The sequence below is a fragment of the Micromonospora echinaurantiaca genome (genome assembly GCF_900090235.1).
Lineage (GTDB): Bacteria > Actinomycetota > Actinomycetes > Mycobacteriales > Micromonosporaceae > Micromonospora > Micromonospora echinaurantiaca.
In genome coordinates this window covers 1464894-1489344 of sequence record NZ_LT607750.1, presented here as the reverse complement: position 1 = coordinate 1489344, position 24451 = coordinate 1464894, and the positions used below count along the sequence as shown (strand labels likewise).

The 24451-nt window shown below is 73.2% G+C and carries 26 protein-coding genes; 11 read left to right on the top strand and 15 right to left on the bottom strand.

The annotated features are described in order from the left end of the window. Positions 1–13 precede the first annotated feature (13 nt). From GA0070609_RS06870 to GA0070609_RS06860, 3 genes are all read right to left on the bottom strand, one after another. Positions 14–439, bottom strand: a complete 426-nt coding sequence (locus tag GA0070609_RS06870; protein ID WP_088993029.1) for a roadblock/LC7 domain-containing protein — start codon at positions 437–439, stop codon at positions 14–16. After that, positions 436–2937 carry a sensor histidine kinase gene (locus tag GA0070609_RS34810; protein WP_088993028.1) on the bottom strand — a complete coding sequence of 834 codons (2502 nt, stop codon included), beginning with the start codon at positions 2935–2937 and terminating at the stop codon, positions 436–438. The genes GA0070609_RS06870 and GA0070609_RS34810 overlap by 4 nt, the downstream gene beginning before the upstream one ends. 99 nt (positions 2938–3036) lie before the next feature. Then, positions 3037–4416, bottom strand: a complete 1380-nt coding sequence (locus GA0070609_RS06860; RefSeq protein ID WP_088993027.1) for a gluconokinase — start codon at positions 4414–4416, stop codon at positions 3037–3039. Between the two features lie 252 nt (positions 4417–4668). On the opposite strand from GA0070609_RS06860, the gene GA0070609_RS06855 reads away from it, so the two are divergent. Further along, positions 4669–6618, top strand: a complete 1950-nt coding sequence (locus GA0070609_RS06855) for an anthranilate synthase family protein (RefSeq protein ID WP_088993026.1) — start codon at positions 4669–4671, stop codon at positions 6616–6618. 120 nt (positions 6619–6738) lie between these two features. Here GA0070609_RS06855 and wrbA read toward each other — a convergent pair whose 3' ends face one another. Further along, positions 6739–7356, bottom strand: coding sequence for an NAD(P)H:quinone oxidoreductase (wrbA, locus tag GA0070609_RS06850; RefSeq protein ID WP_088993025.1), 618 nt, complete (start codon positions 7354–7356; stop codon positions 6739–6741). A 130-nt stretch (positions 7357–7486) separates the two neighbouring features. On the opposite strand from wrbA, the gene GA0070609_RS06845 reads away from it, so the two are divergent. After that, the gene (locus GA0070609_RS06845) at positions 7487–7975 is read left to right on the top strand and encodes a GNAT family N-acetyltransferase (protein WP_088993024.1); all 489 of its coding nucleotides are present in this window, start codon (positions 7487–7489) and stop codon (positions 7973–7975) included. A 212-nt stretch (positions 7976–8187) separates the two neighbouring features. Here the strand turns inward: GA0070609_RS06845 and GA0070609_RS06840 are convergent, their stop codons facing one another. Continuing rightward, positions 8188–8574: a DUF4190 domain-containing protein gene (locus GA0070609_RS06840; RefSeq protein WP_088993023.1), complete on the bottom strand. Its 387-nt coding sequence runs from the start codon at positions 8572–8574 to the stop codon at positions 8188–8190. Between the two features lie 249 nt (positions 8575–8823). On the opposite strand from GA0070609_RS06840, the gene GA0070609_RS06835 reads away from it, so the two are divergent. From GA0070609_RS06835 to GA0070609_RS06825, 3 genes are all read left to right on the top strand, one after another. Then, positions 8824–9891 (top strand): winged helix DNA-binding domain-containing protein, encoded by a 1068-nt coding sequence (locus tag GA0070609_RS06835; protein ID WP_088997544.1) that lies wholly within the window; start codon positions 8824–8826, stop codon positions 9889–9891. 107 nt (positions 9892–9998) lie between these two features. Continuing rightward, complete coding sequence (locus tag GA0070609_RS06830) at positions 9999–10352, top strand: hypothetical protein (RefSeq protein WP_088993022.1); 354 nt, start codon at positions 9999–10001, stop codon at positions 10350–10352. Positions 10353–10622: 270 nt separating this feature from the next. Continuing rightward, positions 10623–11366 (top strand): SAM-dependent methyltransferase, encoded by a 744-nt coding sequence (locus tag GA0070609_RS06825; RefSeq protein WP_088997543.1) that lies wholly within the window; start codon positions 10623–10625, stop codon positions 11364–11366. A gap of 40 nt (positions 11367–11406) precedes the next feature. Here the strand turns inward: GA0070609_RS06825 and GA0070609_RS33795 are convergent, their stop codons facing one another. Beyond that, positions 11407–11892: a DinB family protein gene (locus tag GA0070609_RS33795; protein ID WP_197700218.1), complete on the bottom strand. Its 486-nt coding sequence runs from the start codon at positions 11890–11892 to the stop codon at positions 11407–11409. Between the two features lie 414 nt (positions 11893–12306). Between GA0070609_RS33795 and GA0070609_RS06815 the strand changes: the two genes are divergently transcribed. Further along, positions 12307–13053 (top strand): YsnF/AvaK domain-containing protein, encoded by a 747-nt coding sequence (locus tag GA0070609_RS06815; RefSeq protein ID WP_088993021.1) that lies wholly within the window; start codon positions 12307–12309, stop codon positions 13051–13053. 61 nt (positions 13054–13114) lie between these two features. On the opposite strand, the gene GA0070609_RS06810 is transcribed toward GA0070609_RS06815, so the two are convergent. From GA0070609_RS06810 to GA0070609_RS06795, 4 genes are read right to left on the bottom strand one after another with little or no spacing between them, the layout of a single operon-like run. Continuing rightward, complete coding sequence (locus GA0070609_RS06810) at positions 13115–14323, bottom strand: ABC transporter ATP-binding protein (RefSeq protein ID WP_088993020.1); 1209 nt, start codon at positions 14321–14323, stop codon at positions 13115–13117. Between the two features lie 9 nt (positions 14324–14332). Further along, complete coding sequence (locus GA0070609_RS06805; protein WP_088993019.1) at positions 14333–15169, bottom strand: carbohydrate ABC transporter permease; 837 nt, start codon at positions 15167–15169, stop codon at positions 14333–14335. A 1-nt stretch (position 15170) separates the two neighbouring features. Beyond that, the gene (locus GA0070609_RS06800) at positions 15171–16169 is read right to left on the bottom strand and encodes a carbohydrate ABC transporter permease (RefSeq protein ID WP_088993018.1); all 999 of its coding nucleotides are present in this window, start codon (positions 16167–16169) and stop codon (positions 15171–15173) included. Then, positions 16166–17446, bottom strand: a complete 1281-nt coding sequence (locus GA0070609_RS06795) for an ABC transporter substrate-binding protein (RefSeq protein ID WP_172899299.1) — start codon at positions 17444–17446, stop codon at positions 16166–16168. Before GA0070609_RS06795 ends, GA0070609_RS06800 begins: the two co-directional genes overlap by 4 nt. 226 nt (positions 17447–17672) lie before the next feature. Between GA0070609_RS06795 and GA0070609_RS06790 the strand changes: the two genes are divergently transcribed. The 5 genes from GA0070609_RS06790 (at position 17673) to GA0070609_RS06770 (ending at position 20469) form a co-directional block, all read left to right on the top strand. Continuing rightward, on the top strand, positions 17673–18251 hold the full coding sequence (locus tag GA0070609_RS06790) for a DsbA family protein (protein ID WP_088993016.1): 579 nt from the start codon (positions 17673–17675) through the stop codon (positions 18249–18251). A gap of 120 nt (positions 18252–18371) precedes the next feature. Then, entirely contained in the window at positions 18372–19073 is a 702-nt protein-coding gene (locus GA0070609_RS06785) for a VOC family protein (protein WP_088993015.1), read from the top strand. 190 nt (positions 19074–19263) lie between these two features. After that, on the top strand, positions 19264–19695 hold the full coding sequence (locus tag GA0070609_RS06780) for a RusA family crossover junction endodeoxyribonuclease (RefSeq protein ID WP_088997541.1): 432 nt from the start codon (positions 19264–19266) through the stop codon (positions 19693–19695). Positions 19696–19742: 47 nt separating this feature from the next. Further along, positions 19743–20018, top strand: coding sequence for a hypothetical protein (locus GA0070609_RS06775; protein WP_088993014.1), 276 nt, complete (start codon positions 19743–19745; stop codon positions 20016–20018). Positions 20019–20034: 16 nt separating this feature from the next. Further along, a complete protein-coding gene (locus tag GA0070609_RS06770; protein ID WP_088993013.1) occupies positions 20035–20469 on the top strand; it encodes a TIGR03668 family PPOX class F420-dependent oxidoreductase in 435 nt (144 codons plus the stop codon). 10 nt (positions 20470–20479) lie between these two features. On the opposite strand, the gene GA0070609_RS06765 is transcribed toward GA0070609_RS06770, so the two are convergent. The 5 genes from GA0070609_RS06765 to GA0070609_RS06750 all read right to left on the bottom strand — a co-directional run bounded on the left by GA0070609_RS06765 (position 20480) and on the right by GA0070609_RS06750 (position 24401). Next, positions 20480–21391 carry a TIGR03619 family F420-dependent LLM class oxidoreductase gene (locus GA0070609_RS06765; protein WP_088993012.1) on the bottom strand — a complete coding sequence of 304 codons (912 nt, stop codon included), beginning with the start codon at positions 21389–21391 and terminating at the stop codon, positions 20480–20482. A gap of 94 nt (positions 21392–21485) precedes the next feature. Then, positions 21486–22148: a L,D-transpeptidase family protein gene (locus GA0070609_RS06760; protein WP_088993011.1), complete on the bottom strand. Its 663-nt coding sequence runs from the start codon at positions 22146–22148 to the stop codon at positions 21486–21488. A gap of 516 nt (positions 22149–22664) precedes the next feature. Beyond that, complete coding sequence (locus GA0070609_RS33065; protein ID WP_157748070.1) at positions 22665–22811, bottom strand: hypothetical protein; 147 nt, start codon at positions 22809–22811, stop codon at positions 22665–22667. A 5-nt stretch (positions 22812–22816) separates the two neighbouring features. Then, a complete protein-coding gene (locus GA0070609_RS06755) occupies positions 22817–23527 on the bottom strand; it encodes an HAD family hydrolase (protein ID WP_088993010.1) in 711 nt (236 codons plus the stop codon). Positions 23528–23576: 49 nt separating this feature from the next. Next, a complete protein-coding gene (locus GA0070609_RS06750; protein ID WP_231928556.1) occupies positions 23577–24401 on the bottom strand; it encodes a TetR/AcrR family transcriptional regulator in 825 nt (274 codons plus the stop codon). Positions 24402–24451 lie beyond the last annotated feature (50 nt).

Genomic DNA, 24451 nt, shown 5'->3' with positions numbered 1-24451 from the left:
GCGTCCGCCGGACTCAGCGGGGCAGCGCCTGCTGCAACTCCGCGCGCAGCGCCGGGGTGAGCATCTCCCCCGCCTGCTTGGCCAGCCGCGCCATCTCGTAGCCGACCACGCCGATGTCGGCGTCCGCGCCGGCGAGGGTCGCCAGGATGGAACCGTCGCGCACCTGCATCACCAGGAAGTAGCCGCGGCCCATCTCGACGACCGTCTGCTTGACCACGTCGCCGTCGAACATCTGGGCGGCGCCCGCGGTGATGCTCATCAGCCCCGAGGTGACCGCCGCCAGCTTGTCGGCGTGGTCGCGGGGCAGGTGGTCGGAGATGGCGACCAGCAGCCCGTCGGAGGAGACCACCACCGCGTGCGCCACCCCCGGCACCCGCTGCGCGAACGCGCTGACCAGCCAGCTCAGGTCGCGGGCCTCCTGGCTCAACGTCGTCGTCACTGTCGTCCCCCTTCGCTGGGCACGCCGCCGCGCGGCATGGGTATCTCTCGGGTTTCCTCGGCCTCGGCCCGGCGCACCCCGCTGTAGAGCCGCGAGAGCATGCCGCCGACCGCGTCCGGATCCGGCTCGTGGCGGGTGGGCGGCTGCTCCGGCCGGGCCGACCGGGTGACCGCCGCCAGCTGTGCCATCGGCACCCGTACCGGCAGGCCGCGAGCGTTGGTGCCGCCGGTCACCGGAACGGCCGGCGGGACGGGGATGCCGTCCACGGACGGGGTCGTCGCCGGCCCGTGCCGGGTCCACCAGCCGCCACCGGCCGGCACCGGCGCCGCGGCCGGGGCGAGCACGTCCTCGGCCCGTACCGGCACCGGACGGGCCGACCGGGGCACGGCCGGATCCGGCCGCCGCCCGGCCACCGGCAGCTCGACCGGGCGGGCCCGGTTCGCGGCGGCGATCGCGCCGGTGAGCATCCGGGACGCCCCAGGCGGGTCCAGCTCCGGCCCCGGATCCGCGGCGAGCAGCTCGCGCGGCAGCCGGATCCGGGCGGTCAGTCCGTCCCCGCTCGCGTGCAGCCGCACCTCGATCTTGTGGCGGGCGGCCAGGTGGCTGACCACGAACAGACCCATCCGCTCGACGGCGGCGACGTCCGCCGCCGGTGGCGTGGCCAACACCGCGTTCGCCTCGGCCAGCGCGGTCGGGCTCATCCCCAGGCCCCGGTCGTCGATCTCGACCACCGCGCCGTGGCCCTCCGGCCGGGCGGTGACCCGGACGACGGTGTCCGGCCGGGAGAACGCGGTGGCGTTCTCCAGCAGCTCGGCCAGCAGGTGCACCAGCTCCCCGACCGCGTGCCCGACGACGTGCAGCTCGGCCACCGACTCGTGCCGTACCCGCTGGTACTGCTCGATCTCGGCGCCGGCGGCGAGCAGCACCACGGCCAGCCGGACCGGCCGGTTCCACCGCCGGGTCGACTCGGTGCCGGCCAGCACCAGCAGGCTCTCGTCGTTGCGGCGCATCCGGGCGGCCAGGTGGTCGAGCTTGAACAGGTTCTCCAGCTGGTCCGGGTCGCTCTCCTCCCGTTCCAGGTCGTCGAGGAGTTCCAGCTGCCGTTCGACCAGCACCTGGCTGCGCCGGGCGAGGTTGACGAACATGCCGTTGACGTTGCGGCGCATGGTGGCCTGCTCGACGGCGACGCTGACCGCGCTGCGGTGCACCGCGACGAACGCCTCGGCCAACTCGCCGATCTCGTCGAGCGACCGCACCACGGCCGGCGCCACGTCGATGGCCGGCACGCCCCCGCTGACCGTGCGCAGCCGGTCGAGGGCGTCGGGCAGCTCCACCTGGGCGATCCGCAGCGCCTGGCTGCGCAGCAGCCGCATCGACCGGGCCACCGAACGTCCGACCAGGACGGAGATGAGCAGCGCGAACAGCAGCACCGTGACGATCGCGCCGGCGACCAGCAGGGTGGTACGCAGCTGACCGGCGCTCGCGCCGTCGGCCTGCCGTACCGCGTCGTCCAGCACCGCCACCTCGAACTGCCGCAGCAGTTCCTGGCGGTCCTCGCTGGCCGCCCACCAGTCCGGAGCGGGCAGCACCTCCGGCTCGCCGCCGCTCGGCAGGCTGCGTTCCTCCAGCCGGGTGGCGGCGAGGAACTCCGGGTCCACCGAGGTCTGGTCGTAGCGGCGGATCTGCTCGGCGGTCGCGGCGACCCGGAACGCGCCGAGCGCGGTCAGCTGCTGGGCGCGCAGGTCGCTCAGCGCGACCTGGTCCTCCACGTCGTACCGGCCGGCACGGGCGGCCGCGTAGAGCTCGGCGCGCACCCGCGAGGAGAGCTCCTTGACCCGGGCGAGCTGCACGTAGCGCAGCACCGCGTCGCTGAGCGCCGGGTGCTCGTCGCCGGGCGAGGGCTCGGCGAGCAGGTTGAGCAGCACGTCGATGGCCCGGTGGTAGTTGCTCAGGATGGTGTCGCTGCCCAGCACCGCCGGCGGCACCGCGGCGCGGATGTAGACCACCTGGTCGTACGCCTCGAGCGCCTCGGAGTAGGCGACCCGCCAGGACGCGTCGGCGTCGGTCAGCGGTTGCGCCGCCTGGCGCAGCTCGCGCATCGCCTGGTCGGTGGCGGTCTCCAGCGGCTTCAGCGCGGCGATGGTGACATCGCGGTCGCCGCCCGCACCGACCCGGCGCAGCTCGGCCAGCTCACCGGCGACCCGGTCGCGCTCCTGCTGGAGCCGGTGCACCGCGGCGGTGATCTCCCGGCCGATGCCCACCTGCTGGGCGAAGTCGCTCAACGCCGTGGTCTGGTTGACCAGCGCGCCGGTCTGCACACCGGCCAGCACGAGGAAGGCCACCGAGGGGACGACCAGCACGGTGGCGAGCTTGGTCCGCATCCGCCAGTCGCGCAGCCGGAACGGCGAGCGGCGCCGGTGTGGCACGACCCGGACGTCGAACCGGCGCCGGCGGTGGCTGGACACCGCGCCGTGCGCCCGGTCCGAACCTGCGCCCACACATGCCTCCTACGTTCCCCGCGTCCGCCGCGACCCGGGGAGCGCAGTCCATCCAATCAGGCACGCGAGCTGTGTCAACGGGCCGGGCTGAGGTGCGACTCAGGAGGGTGAGGCGCTCTCATCCGTCCGGCTGATGTCGGCGAGTCGGGTGGCGTCACCGATCCGGCCGGACGCGACCAGCGCCGCGCCGCTGGCCCCGATCTCCGGATTGCTGCCATGCCACACCGGCCGGGGCGCGAGCACCGCGGCGAACGCCGACCGCCACCACCGGGAGGCGGTCACCGCTCCCCCGCCCAGCACCACGTCCACCGGTTTGTCGACGGTGGACTCCAGCACGGCGAGGTTCTCGGCGACCAGGTCGCACAGCCCCCGCATCAGCGCGGCCAGGATGTCCACCGCGCTGGTGCCGAAGCTCAACCCGCGCAGCTCGCCCGAGCCGGCCGGCACCAGGCCCGGCGGCCGGTCCCCGCCGAACCGGACGTTCACCGGCAGCCGGCCGGCCGCCGGCAACCGGGCCAGGGCGGCGTCCAGCTCCGTGCCCTCGGGCAGCCGCAGCTCCCGCTTGGCCCAGGCGAAGAGGTTGCCTCCGGAGGAGTACGCGGCGCCGGTCACCACGTGCTCGTGGTCGACCCGGTAGCGCCACAGCTCCTCGGGCAGCGGCGGCAGCGCCGCTCCGACCGGGACGTGCTGCATCAGCCGGACCGCCGCCGACGTGCCGACGGTCACCGCCGCCCGGTCCGGCCCGACACAGCCGGAGCCCACGTTCGCCGCCGCGCCGTCGCCCACCGGGCCGGCCCACGGCACGTCACCCAGCTGCGGCCAGCGCCGCGCGTACGCCGGGCGCAGCCGGCCCCGCCAGGACACCGACGCCAGCTCGGGCAGGTCGTCCGGCCGGCTGCCGGACAGCGCGCAGGCCTCCGGGTCCCAGTCCATCGTGCGCAGGTCCAGCAGGCCGGTGCCCGAGGCCTGGGACATCGACATCGGGGCGGAGTCGAGCAACTCGCCGAGCACGTACTCCGGCAGGCCGAGGAACTGGGCGACCCGGCCGCCGGTGTGCTCCCGCAGCCAGGGCAGCCGCAGCGACCAGTAGCAGCGGTGCCACCAGGCGCCGGTGCGCCGGTGGTACTCGTCCGGGTCGGCCGGCCCGACCGCACCGGGCAGCGCCTCCGGCCGCGTGTCCAACCAGGTCAGCACCGGCCCCAGCGGCGCACCGTCGGCGCCGACGGGCACCACCGAGTGCCACTGCGCGCTCGTCGCCACCAGCGACACGTCCCGCAGGTGACCGCCGGCGGCCAGCTCGTCCAGGCACTCGATCAGGCAGGCCAGGTAGCGGGGGCCGTCCAGGGTGCCGGTGCCGTCGTCGCCGACGAGCAGCTGCACCCGGCGCCGGGCCAGCGCACCCGGCAACGGCCGGGCGTCCGGGTCCAGCACGAGCCCGCGCACCGACGAGGTGCCCAGGTCCAGAGCGAGAATGTTCATCGCGGGTCAACGTACCCGCTGAGCTGGCAACCGAAGCGCTGGCGCAACGGCGTACGCCCGATCGGCTTCCCGCCGGCCCACCCACCGCGTAGGGTGGTCGCATGCTCGCGCGATTGACCTGCTGGTGGCCCGCCGACCCGGCGGCCATCCCCCGCGCGTAGCTATCCCACGCGGCCGCCCGTCGAGGCGGCCGCCGGTCTGCTCCGGCCCCGGGCCGTCCCGTCGGACGGCACCCCGGCCCGAGGAGAGACCATGCCCCACCTGTCCGACCTGCTCGCCGCCGTCGCCCGCGGCGCGGACCCCGGCCCGTTCGCGCTCGTGCGGCGCGAGGGCGCCGACCACCTGGAGCTGTACGCCGGTCCGGTCCGCGCCGTCGACCGGCTCGCCGACGTGCCGCTGCCGGCCGGCCCGGCCGGACCGCGGACGCTGGCGCTGGTCCCCTACCGGCAGGTCACCGAGCGCGGTTTCGCCTGCGTCGACGACGCAATGCCGCTGGAGTGCCTGCTCGTCGAGCGACACGAGCGGGTGACGCTGGCCGACGCGCTCGCCGCGCTGCCGGACCTGCCGGTGGTCACCACCGATGTCGGGTTCGACGTCGACGACGACGAGTACGCGGCCACCGTGGGCCGGGTGCTGGCCGAGGAGATCGGCCGTGGCGAGGGGGCCAACTTCGTCATCCACCGCACGCTGCGGGCCACCGTGCAGGGCCCGCCGCTGCGGGCGGCGCTGGCCGCGCTGCGCCGCCTGCTGCTCGGCGAACGCGGCGCGTACTGGACCTTCCTGGTGCACACCGGCGGCCGGGTGCTGGTCGGCGCGAGCCCCGAGCGGCATGTCAGCGTCGACGACGGTCTGATCATGATGAACCCGATCAGCGGCACCTTCCGGCACACCGGCGCCACCCCGGACCGGGCCGGGCTGCTGCGCTTCCTCGCCGATCCCAAGGAGGTGGAGGAGCTGTACATGGTGCTGGACGAGGAACTGAAGATGATGGCCACCGTCGCCGAGCGGGGCGGCCAGGTGGTCGGGCCGTACCTGAAGGAGATGTCGCACCTGACGCACACCGAGTACCTGCTCGCCGGTCGGGGTTCGAAGGACGTCCGCGAGGTGCTGCGGGAGACGATGTTCGCGCCCACCGTCACCGGCAGCCCGATGGAGAACGCCTGCCGGGTGATCGCCCGGCACGAGCGCACCGGACGGCGCTACTACGCGGGCGTCCTGGCCCTGCTGGGCCACGACGACGCCGGCCGGCAGACCCTGGACGCGCCGATCCTGATCCGCACCGCGGAGATCTCCCCCGCCGGCGAGCTGCGGGTGCCGGTCGGGGCCACCCTGGTCCGGCACTCCACCGCCGCCGGCGAGGTGGCCGAGACGCACGCCAAGGCCGCCGGCGTGCTCGCCGCGCTGGGGCTCGGCCCGCAGGCACCGGCGCCCGGCCGGCAGCCGGTGGTGGGCCACGACCGTGCCGCCTCGGCGCGTCCCGGCCCGGAACGACCGCTCGCCGACGACCCGGAGGTACGGGCCGCGCTCGCCGCCCGCAACGCCCCGCTGGCCCGGTTCTGGCTCGACCAGCGCGCCCCCGGGGCGGCCGGCCTGCCCGGGCTGACCGGCCGGCGGGCGCTGATCGTCGACGGCGAGGACACCTTCACCGGGATGCTGGCCCACCAGCTCGGTGCGCTCGGCCTGGCGGTGACGCTGCGGCCCTGGCACGCCCCCGGCCCGCTCGACGGGTACGACCTGGTGGTGGTCGGCCCCGGCCCGGGCGACCCGGGCAGCGCCACCGACCCGAAGATGCGCGCGCTGCGCGGGCTGCTCGCCGGGCTGCTCGCCGACGGCCGGCCCACCCTGGCGGTCTGCCTGGGCCACCAGCTGCTGGCCGGGCTGCTCGGGCTGGCCCTGCATCGGCGGGACGCGCCCTACCAGGGGCTGCAACGCGAGGTGACGCTCTTCGGCGTGCCGCGCCGGGTCGGCTTCTACTCCAGCTTCACCGCCCGCGCCGACGCCGACCGCCTGGCCACCGGATACGGGTCGGTGCTGCTGGCCCGGGACGAGGCCGACGGCGCGGTGCACGCGCTGCGCGGCCCGGGCTTCGCCGGGGTGCAGTTCCACCCCGAGTCGGTGCTCAGCCCGGACGGGCTGGCCGTGCTCGGCGAACTGCTGACCGACCTGCTGCCGGTGAGCCTGCCGGCCGCCGAGCCGGCGTGACCGGAGGCGTACCCGGGTAGAGCTGCCGGTGCCGGTGGTCCGGACGGGCCCGAGAGCCCCCGCCCGGGCCACCGGCCACCGCCCGCCGCCCGGATCCGGCCGGCGCCCCGGTTGCGCCGGTCAGCCGGCCAGGCCCTTCTTCACCGCGGTGCCGAGCTGCACCGCCCGCCTGGCGGTCAGCGCGGTGGCGGTGAGCGCGATGTCGTCCGGCGCGGTCTCGCCGTTGTTGCTGGTGTGCGAGGCGCCGTACGGGTTGCCGCCGACGAACTGGCTCGCCTCGGTGTAGCCGGGGGTCACCACCACTCCGCCCCAGTGGTAGAAGACGTTGAACAGCGACAGCAGGGTGGCCTCCTGCCCGCCGTGCGAGGTGGCCGTCGAGCAGAACGCCGAGTAGACCTTGTTCACCAGGGCGCCCTGCGACCACAGCGGGCCGGTGGTGTCGATGAACTGCTTGAGCTGGGCGGCCATCACGCCGTACCGGGTCGGTGAGCCGAAGATGACGACGTCGGCCCAGGAAAGGTCGTCCAGCGACGCCTCGGGCACGTCCTGGGTCTCCATGGCGTGCGCGTGCCAGCCCGAGTTGGAGCGGATCGCCTCGTCCGGCGCCAGCTCGTGCACCTTGCGCAGCCGTACCTCGGCGCCCGCGTCGCCGGCGGCCTCGCACGCCGCCTGCGCCATCTGGTACGTGATGCCGGTCGCGCTGTAGTAGATCACCGCGACCTTGGTCCGGTCAGCCATCGGTCCTCCTCGTCTCGGGCAAGCTCCGGCGACTACCCGGCAGACGCCCGGACAAACGGCGCCAGGGCGGCGATCGGTGCCGGTGCGGCCCCGGTGCGGCCGGGCCACCTGGACGGGCGATCCTGGAGGCATGGAGATCAGACCCGCCACCGCCGGCGACTGGCCCCGGATCTGGCCGTTCCTGCGCGAGATCGTGGCCGCCGGGGAGACGTACACCTGGCCCCGCGACGTCGACGAGGACCGGGCCCGGGCGATGTGGCTGGTGCCGGCGCCCGGCCGGGCCGTGGTCGCGGTCGATCCGGACGGCACCGTGCTCGGCACCGCCAAGCTGGTGCCGAACCAGCTCGGCCCGGGCGACCACGTCGCCAACGCCAGCTTCATGGTCGTCCCCGCCGCGGCCGGCCGCGGCGTGGGGCGGGCACTCGGCGAGTACGTGCTGACGCTGGCCCGCGCGGAGGGCTACCGGGCCATGCAGTTCAACGCGGTGGTAGCGACGAACACCCGCGCGGTGGCGCTGTGGCGCTCGCTCGGTTTCGAGGTGGTCGGCCGGGTGCCGGAGGCGTTCCGGCACCCGCGCGACGGGTTCGTGGACCTGCTCGTCATGCACCGGCGGCTCTGATCCGAGACGGTTGTCACGGCTCAAGATTTCCGCAAGTTCCGATCCGAACCGGTGCCGTTTCGGCCGCCGGCCGGGATCCTGGTCGCACCGGTGTCGGCGCGACCGGCAGCCCGCCGCACCGGGGAACCTGAACGGGGGATCGCGCTTCGCCGGCAGCGTGGCTGGCGCAGCGCGATCAGGGGAGCCACCGTCCGTGCCGTCCGGATCCGCGCTCAGTCGAGCCGGTCGCGCAGGTCGTCGACCTGCTGTTGCATCCGGTCCACCGCCGCCTCGTCGTTGAGGAAGGTGGTGATCCCGGCGCCGAAGGCCAGCCCGATCAGCACCGCCAGGGCACTGAGCACCAGGCCGCCGATCGCCACGCCCCGGCCGGTCACCCCCGGGCGGCCGGCCATCTTCAGGCCGACGATGCCGAGCACGACACCGATGATGCCGAGCAGCAGGCCGATCCAGGCCAGGATCACGGTGAGCACGCTGATCAGCGCGGCCACCCCGAAGACGAGGGCGAATGTGGCCGCGGCGCTGGTCTTGGCCGCCGTACCGGTCCGGCCGGCCCGGGTCGGTGCGCCGGCGCCCCGCACCGGCTCGCTGGATGCAGTCATGTCGCTCCCTTCGGGCGCGGAGCGCGCCCACTGCCCGAGGCGCATTCCCGTTCCGCCGGCCGTCATGCCTCCATGACAGTCGACGGACAGCGGCGGCGGACGGCGGCGGCAGCGGACGGCGGCGGCGGACGGCGGACGACGGCGGCGGTGCCCGGAAACGTCGGTGCCGGGACCTAGGCTGGCGGCCACCCGACCGGAAAGGGCCACCCCGTGCACCTGCTCACCGCCACCGAAGCGCTGGCGCTGCGGATGACCAGCCTGCTGCTCCGTCCGCACCCGGCCGCCGCCCCGGCCACGGTGGCTGACGTGGTGCAGTGGTTCGGCGCCATGCAGGCGCAGGATCTGGCCAGCGGGATGTGGTCGCTCGGGGTGCGGCTGCCCGGGCACGACCACGCCGCCGTGCACGCCGCCCTGGAGCGGCGGGAGGCGCTGCGCACCTGGCCGATGCGGGGCACCGTGCACCTGGTGCCGCCCCGCGACGCCCGCTGGATGCTGGAGCTGACCGGCGTACGGTCGCTGGCCGGCGCGGCGACCCGGTGGGCGCAGCTCGGGCTCAGCGAGGCCGACGCGGAGCGGGCGGTCGAGGTGCTCGGCGGAGCGCTGGCCGGCGGTGGCCGGCTGACCCGGGCCGAGTGCCTGGCCACGCTGGAGGCCGCCGGCATAGCCACCTCCGGGCAGCGCGGCTACCACCTGCTCTGGTACGCGAGCGTCCGGGGCGTCACCTGCCTGGCACCGAACGTCGGCACCGAGCAGACCTTCGCCCTGCTCGACGAGTGGGCGCCGCAGCCGCACCGGCCCGACCGGGACGAGGCGCTGGCCACGCTCGCCCACCGCTACATCCGCTCCCACGGGCCGGTCACCGCACGGGAGTTCGCCGGCTGGACCGGGCTCACCCTCACCGACGCCCGCCGGGGGTTCGCCGCCGCCGGTGACGCACTCGCGCCGGTACTGGTGGACGGCGAGGCCGCCGTGGTCGATCCGGTGCTGCTCGACACCGCGCCGCGCCGGGTCGACGACGTGCTGGTGCTGCCCGGCTTCGACGAGTACCTGCTGGGCTACCGCGACCGGTCCCTCATGGTCGATCCCGCCCACGTCAAGGCGATCGTGCCCGGCGGCAACGGCGTCTTCCAGGCGACGATCGTGCGCGCCGGCCGCGTCGTGGGCACCTGGAAGCGCACGCTCGACCCGACCCGGGTGACAGTGACGGTGCACCCGCTCGTGCCGCTGACCGAGCGGGTGCGGGCGCGGGTGGAGCGCGCGCTGACCGGCTACGCCGAGTTCCTCGGCCGGGCGCCGCGCCTCAGCTGGCCGGGCTGACCACCGCACCGGAGTTCATCCGGCGAGTGGCAGCGGGGACACCGCACCTTCGCGGTGGCGGCACGGGTCTGCGCAACCGCGCGCGGGGGCGCTTCTAGGCTGAGCTGATGGTCGACCGTCGGTGGCGCCCGTCACGGCTCAGCGGATTCTGGGCCTGCCTCGTCGGCGGCGCGGCCATCGCGGCGCTGCTGATGGTCCTCGACCCGGTCACGCGCTACGAGGATTGCCCCAACCACGGCGGGAACGGAAACGCGAGCGCGTTCGACGACGCTTCCTGGGATCTCTGGTTTCCGCTCGTACTGCTCGGCTGGTTGGGCCTCGTGGCCGTGGAGCAGACGTTGCCCGTGACCCGACGTCACCGCGGCGGCGTCGACGTCGCGGTTCGAGCCGGTTCTGCGCTCGTCTTGTGCACCGTGAGCTCGTGCTGCCTCTTCCTCAACGTCGCGATCGTGTGTCGCTGACGCCCTGGCGTCGGCCGAGTGGTGCACGCCAGGCGCGCGCGGTGGTTCAGGTGGTCGCGCGTTCCCACGGACGCTCTCTCCACGGATTGCTGTCGAGGTATGCCGTGATTCTGGGGAGACCCTGCCGAGCAGGAGCGTCGCGGCGTCCCGGACCGGCCAGGGGTAGAGCTCGTCCGGTGCCTGGAACCAGCGTTCCTCGAACTGCTCGATACCGCGCGAGGCATGACAACCCCGGTGCGGGCGTCGACCGGACTCGTGTTGACTCTGGCGGTGGATCGTCAACGGCTCAGTAGCATCGCGCACTCGCACCACCCGATCGCGGCCCCGATCTTCGGTGTCAACGTCAACCGGCTCCTACGCCGAGCGGGCCGCCAACCGGCGGCTCGCGTGCTCGACCTCGGCTGCGGAGAGGGAGCCTGGGCGCTGCAGGCCCTCGCTCACTACCCCGACGGGCACGCGGACGGCGTGGACGTCAGCCGGTACGCCCTCGAACGCGCCGCCGGCGCCGCCGCCGAACGCGGCCTCGCCGAGCGGCTCACCCTGCACGAGCGCGACGCCCGGACGTACGTGCCGGACGGCGATTACGACCTGGTGCTCTGCGTCGGTTCGACACACGCGTTCGGCGGATTCGGCGAGACGCTGAAGCTGGCCGGTCGGCAGGTGAACGCCGACGGCATCCTGCTGGTCGGTGAGGGATTTTGGCAGGTCCCGCCGGCTCCGGAGGCACTCGCGGCGCTCGACGCGAAGCGGGAGGACTTCACCGACCTCGCCGGCCTGGTCGACGCCGCCGAGCAGGCCGGCTGGACGCCGGTGTACGCCCATGTCAGCGACGCCGCCGAGTGGGACGACTACGAATGGTCGTGGATCGGTTCGCTCACCGAGTGGGCGCTGGACAACCCCGGCCATCCGGACGCCGCCCAGGCGCTCACCGTCGCCGCGGAGCACCGCGATCAGTGGTTGCGCGGGTACCGCAACGTTCTGGGCTTCGTGACGCTGGTGCTCCGCCGTATCTGATCGGGGTGCTGGCTCGCTCTCATCGACAGCCCGTGCGTGGCTATCGCGGCCCCAGCCCCGTCGTTCCGTCGAGCAACTCGCGTGCGACGTCGAGGTGGCCGGCGTGGCGGGCGGTCTCCTCGATCATGTGCAGGACGATCCGGCGCAGGTCGGTGGTCTCGTCCCCGAGCGGACCGGGGTGACGCCCGCGCGGGGGCGTCGACAGTGGAGTGGCGGCCAGGACGGCGTTGGATCGCGCGCATTGGTCGCGATAGAACGCGAGGACCACCGAGGGTGGGCGCGGGGTGGTGAGGGGGGTGTGGTCGTCGTCGGGCCAGGCCAACGGCTCGGCGGCGCCGGTGGCGACTTCCTGGAACCAGTGCCGCTCGGCGTAGCCGAGGTGTTCGATGAGACCGAGCGGTGTCCATCCCGAGGGCAGCACCGCGGTGGTCAGGGCTTCGGCGTCGAGGCCGTCGATGATCGCCAGCACGCTGGCACGTTGCGCCTCCAGGAACGCCAACAATGCGTTCTTCTCGCTGCCGTCCACCCGGTCCACGCCCCTTCGAGCACACCCGCCGGTAGCACCCGGGCCGCACGCTAACAGCCGGCACAGACACTTTCCGGGCACCGCCGGCGGGCCGCCACCGCCGCTCACCGCCTGGCACTGCCCGGCGACGGTCCCGGGCTGTGGTCGAGGTGGCGCGACGCGCGCTCGGCGCGCTCCTACTACTCGCACGCCAGGTGAAGCTTGTGGTCCACCCACTCGCGTGCACCGGAAGCGGTTTTCCTGATCGATGAATTCTGCCGGGCATCGCGCCATCCATCGACCCACCGACACCTCACCCGCCTCCCCCGGCCTCACCGGCCCCACTCGCGTGGCGCTCCTATCCGGCGTGCCGGTGACGCATCCGCTCGGCCCGGTCGGGTATCCGCCGGGTGAGACAGAGGGAGGTTACGGTCCATGAAGCTCAACGCACAGCAGGTCAGTTCGCTGTACGGACAGAACGTCACGGACCGCTCGGGGTCGAAGATCGGCAGCGTGGGTCAGATCTGGGCCGACAACGCCGGTGAGCCGACCTGGGTCAGCGTGAAGACCGGGGTGATGGGCAGGAAGGAGTCGATGGCTCCGCTGCAGAAGGCCCAGATCGCCGGCGGCGCGCTCGCCGTCGACTACGACAAGTCGACGGTGAAGGACGCGCCCACCGTGGACGCCGACACCGACGAGCCGCTCAGCACGGCGCAGGTCGAGCAGCTCTACCGGCATTACCAGCTCGCGCCGCAACCGGCTCCGGCCGCTCCGCCGGCCCGGGAGCGCGGACGCGCGCCGGGCGCCGGTGAGGACCTCATCCGGTCCGAGGAGCGCCTGCGGGTCGGCACCGAGAGCCAGCCCGCCGGCACCGCGCGGCTGCGCAAGTACGTCGTCTCCGAGGACGTGCACACCACCGTGCCGGTCGAGCACGACGAGGTGTACGTGGAGCGCGAGCCCATCTCCGCCGCGAACGCGCGCAACGTGAACGCCGACATCGGCGAGGCCGAGCAGGAGATGACCCTGCGCGCCGAGCGACCGGTGGTGCGCAAGGAAACGGTTCCCGTGGAGCGGGTCCACCTCACCAAGGACGAGGTGGTCGACCAGCGGGCCATCGACGAGCAGGTCCGGCGGGAGCAGGTCGAGGCCGACATCCCGGAACGCAGCCGGCGACGTCGCTGACACCTGACGCACGACGGGCGGGTGGGTCGGTTTCGACCCACCCGCCCGCGCGGTCGTACCGTCAGTCGGCGAGCGCGCCGGCCGACCGGCCCTCGTGCAGGGTCAGGTTGCGCCCGTTCGAGGGGTCGAACAGGTGGATCTTCTCCAGGTTGAACCAGACCCGGCGGGTCTCCCCCTCCACCACCGGCGACTCCGCCGACAGCCGGGTCACCAGGTTCGCACCGGCCCCGGTGAAGTCGGACGCGCCGGCGTCGGCTGCCAGCTCCTCCAGTTCGGCGGCGCTGGCCCGCTCCCCCTCGACCGTGAAGTAGACGTACTTGTCCGAGCCCATCGACTCGACGATCTCCGCCGGCGCCTCGAACTCCATGCCCCGGCGACGGGTGTCCTCGTCGACCAGGTCGGCGTCCTCGAAGTGCTCCGGCCGGATGCCGAGGATCAGCTCGCGCGGCGCGTCGGCGCCCTCCAGCTGCCGCCGGACCCGGTCGCCGAGCGGCACCTCGCCCAGCGCCGTGCGCAGCGCGCCGTCCTGCACGACGGCGTGCAGGAAGTTCATCGACGGCGAGCCGATGAAGCCGGCCACGAAGAGGTTGCGCGGGTGGTCGTAGAGCTCCTGCGGCGGGCCGACCTGCTGCACCGCGCCGCCGCGCATGATGACCACCCGATCGCCGAGGGTCATCGCCTCGGTCTGGTCGTGGGTCACGTAGACGGTGGTGGTGCCGAGCTGCTTCTGCAGCCGGGACACCACCGTGCGCATCTGCACCCGCAGCTTCGCGTCCAGGTTGGACAGCGGCTCGTCCATCAGGAACGCCTTGGGCTGCCGGACGATCGCCCGGCCCATCGCCACCCGCTGCCGCTGGCCGCCGGAGAGGTTGGCCGGCTTGCGGTCCAGCAGCGCGGTCAGCTCCAGGACCTTCGCCGCCTCCTCGACCTTGGTGTTGATGGTCTCCTTGTCCAGCTTGGCCAGGCGCAGCGGGAACGCCATGTTCTCCCGGACGGTCATGTTCGGGTAGAGGGCGTACGACTGGAAGACCATGGCGATGTCCCGGTCCCGGGGCGCCTTGTCGTTGACCCGCTCGCCGCCGATGCGCAGCTCGCCGGAGCTGATGTCCTCCAGCCCGGCGATCATGTTGAGGGTGGTGGACTTTCCGCAGCCGGAGGGGCCGACCAGGATGACGAACTCGCCGTCGGCGATCTCCAGGTCGACGTCGGCCACCGCGACGGTGCCGTCCGGGAACTTCTTGCTCACCTTGTCGAGCACGATGTCAGCCACGACTATCACCTATCCCTTGACGGCGCCGGAGGTCAGGCCGGAGACGATGCGGCGCTGGAAGAAGAGGACGAACAGGATGATCGGAATGGTGATCACCACGGCGGCGGCGCAGATCGCCCCGGTCGGGTCCTCGAACTGCGACTCGCCGGTGAAGAACGACAGCGCCACCGGCACCGTGCGGGACCGCTCGGTGGAGGTCAGCGAGATGGCGAAGAGGAAGTCGTTCCAGCAGAAGATGAAGACCAGGATCGCCGTGGTGAACAGGCCGGGCGCGGCCAGCGGCGCGATCACCCGGCGGAACGCCTGGCCCTGGGTCGCCCCGTCCATCTTCGCCGCCTTCTCCAGGTCCCAGGGGATCTGCTTGAAGAACGCCGACAGCGTGTAGATCGCCAGCGGCAGGGCGAAGGTGATGTACGGCAGGATCAGGCCCGGCCAGGTGTCGAAGAGGCCCAGCTGCCGCTCGATGTCGAACAGCGGCGAGACCAGCGACACCTGCGGGAACATCGCGATCAGCAGCGAGACGCCGACCAGCAGCCGCTTGCCGGGGAAGTCCAGCCGGGAGATCGCGTACGCGGCCATGGCGCCGAGCACCACCGCGATCACGGTGGCGATCAGCGCGATGCCGATCGAGTTGACCAGGGCCCGGACGAACTGGTCGGTGGCGAAGATCGTCCGGTAGTTGTCCAGCGTCCACTCCCGCGGCCAGAACTTGCCGTCGGTGAGGGTGGCCGGGGTCTTGAACGACAGCGACGCGATCCACAACACCGGGATCAGCGCGAAGACGACCACGACGACGTCCAGCAGACCCCAGCGGAGCTTGGCCCGGGTGGTGGTTTCGACAGCCATCTCAGCGCCTCTCCCCGTCGTCGCTGCCGGGGGCAGCGGTACCGAACAGCTTCACGAAGACGAAGGCGATGATCGCCACGGTGAGGAAGATCAGCACCGACATCGTCGACCCGATGCCGAGGTTGAGGCCCCGGATCAGGTTGTTGTAGGCGAGCATCGACACCGAGGAGGTCTCGTTGCCGCCCGCGGTGAGCACGAAGATGTTGTCGAAGACCCGGAACGCGTCCAGGGTGCGGAACAGCAGCGCGACCAGGATCGCCGGCTTCATCACCGGCAGCATCACCTTGGTGAACCGCTGCCAGGCGGTCGCCCCGTCGGTGGAGGCCGCCTTGAGCAGGTCCTCCGGGACCAGCGCCAGCCCGGCCATCAGCAGCAGCGCCATGAACGGGGTGGTCTTCCAGATCTCCGCCAGCATGATGATCGCCAGCGAGCTGGCCCGTTCGGTCAGCGGCGCGCCCTCGCTGAACAGGTTCGCCAGGTAGCCGGTGCCGGGCGTCCAGGCGTACCGCCAGGAGAAGGCGGCGACCACCGTGACGATCCCGTACGGGATCAGCGCCGCAGTGCGCACGATGCCCCGGCCGACCAGCGTGCGGTGCATGATCAGCGCCAGGCCCATGCCGAGCACCAGTTCCACCGCGACGGTGACCACGGTGATCAGCGCGGTGACCCCGAACGCCGTCCACCAGAACTCGTTGGTCAGCACGGTGACGTAGTTCTCCAGCCCGATGAACTCCCGCTGGTGGGGGAAGCGCAGGTCGAAGCGCTGCAGCGACAACCAGACCGAGTAGAGGATCGGATACGCCGTCACCAGCACCATGACCAGCGCGGCCGGCGCGCAGAGCAGCCAGCCCAGCCGGCGTTCGGCCTTCTTGTTCTCGCTCAGCGGCGGCTTGCGCCGGCGGTCACGCTGGGCCGGCACGGCGGCGTGCCGGGCGCCGGACCGGGCAGCGGTCTCGTCGGCCGCGACCTCCGCCCCGCCGGGGGTGGCGTTCACGCTCACGGTAGGACCCCCTTGGACTCCAGGGCGTCGGCGATGGCGTCGCGCAGCTCGTCGGCGGTCCGCTGCGGGTCGATCGCCGACGGCGGCGAGAGGATCGCCGACATCACGGTGGAGATGCTCTGGTACGCCGGGGTCAGCGGACGGGTCGCCGGCTCCTTGAGCTCCTCCAGGATGGTCTCCTTCATCGGGTACGCCTCGGCCATCTCCGGGTCGTCGTAGACCCGCTCGATGGTCGGCGGAACCCCGTCGTTGACCGCGGAGAACTTCTGGTTCTCGGCGTTGCGGATGCACTTCGCCGCCTCGAAGGACTCCGCCGGGTGTTCGGAGTAGGCGCTGACCGCCATGTTCACCCCGCCGATGGTGACCTTGCTCGGGGTGTTCTCGTCGATGCCCGGCACCCGCGCCCAGGCGACCTGCTTGGCCAGCTCCGGGTTGGCCTCCTGCATCGCGGGGTAGACGAACGGCCAGTTCACCTGGAAGGCGCCGTTGCCGGACTGGAACTCCAGCCGCACCGGGTCCTCGGTGGCGTTGCTGAACGACGGCGACGTCACGCCCGACGTGGCGAAGCGCTGCAGCTGCTCCAGCGCCTTGACGGTGCCCTCGTCCATCACCGCCCGCTTGCCGTCGTCGCTGAGGATGTTGCCGCCGGCGCTCTCCGCGAGGGTGTTGTAGAGGACCACCAGGCCCTCGTACTGGGCGCCCATGGTGAGCACCTGGTACGGCTTACCCTGCTGCTTCAGCTGCTGGGCCGCCGAGATCATCTGGTCCCAGCTCTTCGGCGCCTCGGGCACCAGGTCCTTGCGGTACCAGAGCAGCTGGACGTTCGTGTTTTTCGGCGCGGCGTAGAGCTTGTCCTGGTAGCGCGCGGTCTCCAGCGGGCCGGCCAGGGTGCCCTGCTCGACCTCCGCCCGGTCCTGCCCGGTCCACTCCAGGATCCAGTCGGCGCTGGCGAACTCCTGCGTCCAGGTGACGTCCAGGCCGAGCACGTCCATGCCGGGGTCCTCCGCGGCGAGCCGACGCACCATCTGCACCCGCTGGTCGTCGGCCTGACGCGGCAGCACCCGGTAGGCGATCTGGTACCGGCCCTGGGCCGCCGCGTTGCAGTTGTCCACCACCTTCTGCAGGTTCTGCTCCGGCGGGTAGTACAGGTTGATCGTCGGCACGCCGCCGTCGTCGCCGGATCCGCAGGCCGCCATGGGTGCCACCAACGTCAGCGCCGCGGCCGCGGCCAGCGCGCGTACGCGTGGCCGGCGCCGGCTCCCGTCGGGATCGCTCATCACCCCTCCCCTCGCAACAGCCGGGGTGACGCACCGTGCCCCGGCGCACGGCGAGACGGTCGGGACGCTGACCAGCGAGTGATCGGTCCCGGACGTTTCGTGGCCCCAACACTGCCCGACCTGCGAAGGCGCGAAACCTGACGGTGATGGAACGCCGACAACAGGTCGCCGGTGTGGCCCGGGTCACCGCGCTGCGGGGCGGCGCGCGGGCGCTTAGTCTCGGCCGATGGACGCCACGTTCTTCTTCGATCCCGCCTGCCCGTGGACCTGGCGCACCTCGCGCTGGCTGGTCGCCGTCGCCGACGCCCGTGGCCTGCGGGTCGAATGGCGGGCCTTCAGCCTGGCCATCCTCAACGAGGGGAAGTCCGCCCCCGAGTTCGCCGACGTGCTGGCCGCGTCGAGTCGGGCGCTGCGGCTGGTGGAGGCGCTGCGCGCGGACGGCCGGCCGGACGACATCGCCCGGTTCTACGCCGAGGTGGGCGCGCGCAGCCACGACGCCGGCAACCCGCTGTCGCCGAAGATCGTGGACGCGGCCGTGGCGGCGGCCGGCCTGGGTGACGCGGCGGCGGCGCTCGACGACGAGCGCTGGGACCGGGCGGTACGCGAGTCGCACGCGCTGGCGTACGCCTCAGCCGGCCCGGACATCGGCTCGCCGGTGCTCATGGTGCCCGGCGCGGAGCGGGGCATGCACGGCCCGATCCTCACCGAGGTGCCCGGCACCGACGACGCCCTGACCATCTGGGACTCCCTGCTCCCCCTACTCCACCTCCCGGCCTTCCACGAACTCAAACGCGGCCGCCACTAACCCCCCGGCCACCACCATCGCGTTGATCATGAGGTTGGCGGGGACGTTTGTCCGTTTCGACGCCCCAACCTCATGATCAAACGGGTTGAGGGGGTGCGGGTGGGTGGGGATGATGGGGGGATGATCGCTCGGTTCAAGGACCTGTGTCTGGATGCGGCCGACCCGCACGTGTTGGGTGGCTTCTGGGCCCGGATCCTGGACGGCGAGTTGGTGGACACCGGCGACGGGGACACCCGGGTCGACCCGCGCGGCGGCTCGGGCGCGGAGTCGATCTGGGTCAACCGGGTGCCCGAGCCGCGTACCGCCAAGACCCGGGTCCACCTGGACCTGCGGCTGGCCGACGCGGAGCCGGCGGCGCTGCTGGCCGCCGGGGCGCGGCTGGTCCGCGAGCCCGACGCGGAGATCGACTGGTGGGTGCTGGCCGACCCGGGCGGCAACCTGTTCTGCGCGTTCCCGCCCCGCGAGGGTGCGCAACCCGGCCCGATCGCGCTGATCGTGGACTCGGCCGACCCGGTCGCCCAGGCAACATGGTGGGCCGGCGTGGTCGGTGGCGAGGTATGCGCCAGCGACCGGGGGCACGCCTCGGTGCTCGGCGCGGCCGGCTTCCCCTGGCGGCAGTGGATCTTCGACCCGGTGCCGGAACGCAAGACCGTGAAGAACCGGATGCACTGGGACGTCGACCTGACCGACCCCGAGCCGACCGCCCTGATCAAGGCCGGCGCCACGCTGCTGCGCGAACCGGACGACACGATCAGCTGGTGGATCATGGCCGACCCGGAGGGCAACGAGTTCTGCGCGTTCGCGCCACGTCCCACCCAGTGAGCGGCGGTGCTACCCAGCCAGCGGCGAGTCGACTAGCGTCGTCCTAGCTCCGCAGCCAGCGCGTTCGCCGCCGACGTCGACACGCCTCCGGCCGACCCCAGCCCGTCCGATCGGTTGGTTCTCGCGGGAACTTCCCTCTGCCGGTCCACCGGTTGGGCAGGATCGTCCCCAACGAGGAGGTGCCGTCGTGGTGCAGGACACCCGCGCTCTCGCCCTGACGTTCGAGGTGAGCGGCCTGCCACCGGTCAAGACTGAGGCGCTGTCCATCTTCGCCGCCGGCCACCGGCAGGCGACGAGGGTCCGCGCCCTGCTCGAAGCGGCCTGCGCGGCGGCCCAGCAGACCGGCTGGACCCCGCTGTCCGGGCCGATCGAGGTGGACGTGGTGCTGCGCTGCCCACCCGGGCACCGCACCTCCGACGCCAGCACGCTGCTCGGCGGGGTGTGCGCGGTGCTCCAGGACAAGAAGCGGGTGTCCAGCATCGGCCTGGCCCACCTCGGCGTCCTGGTCGACGTCGCCCTCTACGACGACGACCGGCAGATCCGCCGGCTGTCGTACGTCGAGCAGCCGGCGGAGGACTTCTCGTACCAGGTGCGGGTCGCCGCCGTATCGAACGTGGTTTGACCGACGGCCGCGGTGGGGTACCGCGGACGCCGACGAAGGGAGCGCCGATGTCGGAGCCACATGTCACGCTGGACCCCCGCGGGCTCGACCCTGTGCAGCAGAAGCTGCGCGGCCCGCTGGAAGACCAGCTGACCTCGGCGCTGCAGGCGGCGGCGGAACGGGTCCGTGCCAGCTACGCCGGCGAGCCGGTCGAGCAGGTCTGCCAGCGGCTGCTCGACGAGACCCGGGCCGGCCTGCACCCCGACATCGCGGCCGGCTTCGAGCCGGACATGGACGAGTTCTGCCGGGTGGCGGTGGCCATCGTCCGCGGCGGAGCCACCTGACGACCGGGCGCCGGGTGTGCGGGCCGAGGAAGTACGCCACCGGGTCGGCTCGGCCCGGGTGGCCCGGCTCGCCACCGTCGGGCCCGACGGCCGCCCGCACCTGGTGCCGGTCTGCTTCGCCCTGCTCGGCGACGTGGCGTACCACGCGGTGGACGAGAAGCCCAAGCGCCACCGGCGGCTGCGCCGGCTGGTGAACATCGAGGCGACGGAGCACGCCTGCCTGCTCGTCGACGAGTACGACGAGGACTGGTCGGCGCTGTGGTGGGTCCGGCTGGACGGCCACGGCCGCCTGGCCGACGATCCGGCCGAGGAGGCAGCGGCCCGGTCGGCGCTGGCCGCCAAGTACCCGCAGTACGTGCGGCGCCCGCCGGGCGGGCCGGTCGTCGCACTCACGGTGACCCGCTGGTCGGCGTGGTCGGCGGCCGCGGGCGCGGTGGACCTGACGGGGTGAGCGGCTCGGGTCAGCGGGTCGGGGCGAGCGCGTCGAGCACCTCGTCGGCGCGGCGCAGCGACTCCCGCGGCTGCGCCGAGGGTGAGCCGATCTCGGGGTCGAAGTTGAGGTCGACGAAGAGTTCCGTGACGCCCGCCTCGGCGAGCCGGTCGACGTCCGACCGGATCTGCTCCAGCGTGCCGGTGAGCGGCGTCCGGTCGGCCGGGCCGGCCGGGCGTGCCCGCACGGCGCCGCGGCAGACGAAGCGCAGCGAGCGGGGATCGCGACCGGCCTGCTCGGCCGCCGTCCGCACCGTCGTGATCGCCGCGGCGATGCCGGTCAGGTCCTCCTGGCTGCCGCTGATCCAGCCGTCGGCGAGCCGGCCCGCCCGGCGCAGCGCCGCGGGCGCCTGGCCGCCGAGCAGGATCGGCGGGTGCGGTCGCTGCAGCGGCTTGGGGTCCAGCCGGGTCGGTGGGATCTGGTAGAACTCGCCGCGGTGGGCGATGACCTCGTCCTGCCAGAGGCTGCGCAGGACGGTGACGAACTCGGCGGCCCGCTGACCCCGCCGGTGCCGGCTCGCGCCGGTCGCCTGGTACTCCTCGTCGGACCAGCCGAGGCCGAGCCCGACGTCGAGCCGTCCGCCGCTGAGGATGTCGAGGGTCGCGGTCTGCTTGGCCAGCACGACCGGGGAGACGAACGGCATGTTGAGCACCGCGACGCCGAGCCGGATCCGGGTGGTGTGGGCGGCGAGGAACGCCAGCGTGGTCAGCGGATCCTGAACGCTGTGGTACGTCTCGCTCCAGCCGAGGTCGGCGGGGGCCAGCAGCCGCTGGAACGTCCACAGCGAGTGGTATCCGAGCAGTTCCGCGCGCCGGGCGACGTGGACCATGTGCTCCGGCGTGGCCCATGAGCCGGAGACCGGCGGGGCGAATCCGATGTCCACTCCGGCACGCTACCCAGCGCCGCCCCGGTCGGCACCCGGAACGGGACGGTGAGGGCCGCCCCGGTCGGGACGGCCCCGCGGGACGGGTCGGTGGTCAGTACCGGCCGAGGTTCTGCACCGGGCTGATCACGATCCGCGGCGCGCGCGCCGGGTCCAGCCAGGTCAGCACCCGGACCAGGTTGGCGTGCGAAAGGCTGACGCAGCCGGCGGTCGCGTTGCCGCCACTGGTGCTGAACTCGTGCAGGAAGATGCCACTGCCGGCGTTCGGGATCGGCTCCGGCACGTTCGGCCGCATGTTGTAGGTGATCACCGCGAAGTGGGTGTACGCGGGGATCTCCTTCCACAGCGCCTCACTGAAGCCACCCGGGTTGGTGGTGCTGTGCTGGAAGGTGTTGTAGAGCGGCGACTCGGGATTCTCGTTCCACCAGTCGTTGGTCACCACCCGGTGGTACGGGTAGCGCACCCCCGGGTCGGCGCCGATGCCGTACATCGTCTCGCCGAACGAGTAGACGCCGGTCGGCGTGGTGGGCACGCCCTCGACGTGGTTGTCGCTGAAGCCTCGGGAGCCGATCCGCGCCGGCAGCGGCGGGAAGACCGCGACCCAGTGGCCGCCGGCCACGGCGAACGTCTCCAGCGTCGCGTACGTGGTGTTGTAGCCGTTGCCGGTGACGAGGACGACCTGCCGGGTCTCCTCCGGCAGGGTGGTCAACGCCGACGCCCGGTTCGGCGGCGGGATCGGCCGCCCCCGCCCGGTCACGAGCGCCTCAGCGGGACGGCGGGACGCACGGAAGAGTGTCTCCGTTCCATTCGCAGCATGGTCGCAGTTCCGGTCCGGGCCGGCTGCCCCGGAAATGGTGAGGAATCTCAGCCGGGGACAGCGGCGGGTCGGTGTAACGGGATCGGCGATCCGGACGCAGCAGCACGCCCGCCGACGTTCCGGAAGACAGGACGGGTCAGGACCGGGTCCGCAACTCCCCGGTCCTGACCCCCAGCCGTCCGGCGTGGTAGCGGACTTCGCCGGATTGGACGCGCGGGCGTGGCACGCCGCCCACGCTCGGCTCAACCCGACGAGCCGGCCCGCCTGCACTCAGCTCCACGGTGCCCAGCTACCGGACTTCGGTGCGCTCCCGACCCACCCCGAAGAGCCGCGAGCGCCGGATCAGGCTAGGCGGGTCCTTCCAGGTCGGACAAGGCACGGGAGCCGTGGTGGAGGGTGATTGATATCAACGTTGAAAACCGGCATGTCGGCGTAACACGACCGTCATCAGGAGCGCTATTTCCGGTCGGAGCGACCTCTGCGCGGACGCTGCCCGCGGCGGGCGGCGAGGCCACCCACCAGCAGCGCGAGCGCCAGCGAGTGCAGCAGCCGTACGCCGGTGGCGGCCGGCTGAGCGGCGGCCGGCAGGGCCGGCGACCGCACCCGACTCAGAAGTGCTTGAGCAGGTCGGGGAAGGCGGTCAGGTGCAGCACGCCCGGGTCGGCCGGGTCGAGTTCGTCGTGCTCCAACACCCAGGTGTTGTCGTTCGGGATGAACACGGCGTTCATGCCGGCCGCCCGGGCCGGCAGGATGTCCGACTTCGGCGAGTTACCGATCATCCACCCGGCGGCCGGGTCGAACCCGTGCTCCCGGGTCAGCCAGCGGTACGTGTCGACGTCCTTCTCCGCCACGATGTGCGCGGCCTGGAAGTGGTGCAGCAGCCCGGAGGCGTCCAGCTTGCGCTGCTGCTCCTCCCGGTCCCCCTTGGTCAGCAGCAGCAGCGCGTGCCGGCCGGCCAGCTCGTCCAGCGCGTCGGCCACCCCGGGCATCAGCTCGACCTGGTGCTCCACCAGCGCCACCGCCAGCTCCTGGATCTCCCGGCGCTCGGCCTCGGTGACCGGCCGCTGGCGCAGCCGCTCCAGGCACTCGCCGAGGCTGTGCAGGAAGACCCTGCTGCCGTAGCCGTGCACGGCGGCGTTGGCCCGCTCGATGTCGTCCAGGACGGCGCGGATCGCGACCCGGTCCAGGGTCGGGTGGTCCAGCCACGCCAGGAAGTCGTCGATCACCCGCTCGAAGAGCACGTTGTTCTCCCAGAGCGTGTCGTCGGCGTCGAACACCAACACCTGCCCCGGGGACACCGTCACGCCACCGTCCGTCATGCCGTCCCCTCCCCGTGCCGGGCCGGTCACCGCCCGGCCCGGCGGGGAACTATAGGGCACCACCGCCGGAGCGCCCAGGGACTTTCCCGCGGCGCGGGGCCGGCGCCACCGGCGGCTCCAGCAGCCGGGTGGCGATCATCTCCTCCCGCTGCTCCTGCGCCTCCGGCCGCAGTCGGCCGCCACGGGTGAGCATGACCACCCCGTGCAGCAGGCTCCAGCCGAGTTCGGCCAGGGTGTCCGGGTCCCGGCCGGCGGCCAGCGGCGCCACGGCGGCGCGCAGCTGCGCGAAAGCGGCGGCCGGGGTGACCGGCGCCCGGTCCGCGCCGAGGGTCAGGTCGGGGGTGTGCGCGAGCATCGCGTCGTACACCTCGGGGTTGGCGTAGGCGAAGTCGAGGTACCCGGAGACCACCGCGGACCAGGCCCGGCGCGGGCCGTCGGCGGCCGACCGGGCGGCGGTGAGCGCGACGGCCAGCTCGGCGAAGCCGCGCACCGCGACCGCGGCCAGCACCGCGTCCCGGTCGGCGAAGCACCGGTAGAAGACGCCGAGGTCGACCCCGGCGCGCTCGGCCAGCCGGCGCGGCGTGACCGCCGGCCAGCCCTCCGCCTCGGCCAGCTGCCGGGCCGCCGTGACGATGGCCGCCGCCCCGCCCGGCTCGATGTGCCCCGGAACCTCGCGCCCATCCCCGAGCTGACCCTCCGCGTGGGCCGGCACCTCACGCGCACGCCCGGCCTGGCCCTCGGCGTGGACCGGGCCGTCACCCGGCTCGGCGTCGATGACAGCCCCGCCCGGGTCGGGGCGGGTCGGGGCGGCACGCCGGTCGGCGTGGACGGCGGCCTCGCGCTGGTCGGCGGCACCGCCCTGGTCGTCGGACACCTCACCGAGCGTAGTGGCGGTGGCGGACGGTGAGCGGTCGGCGACGGATT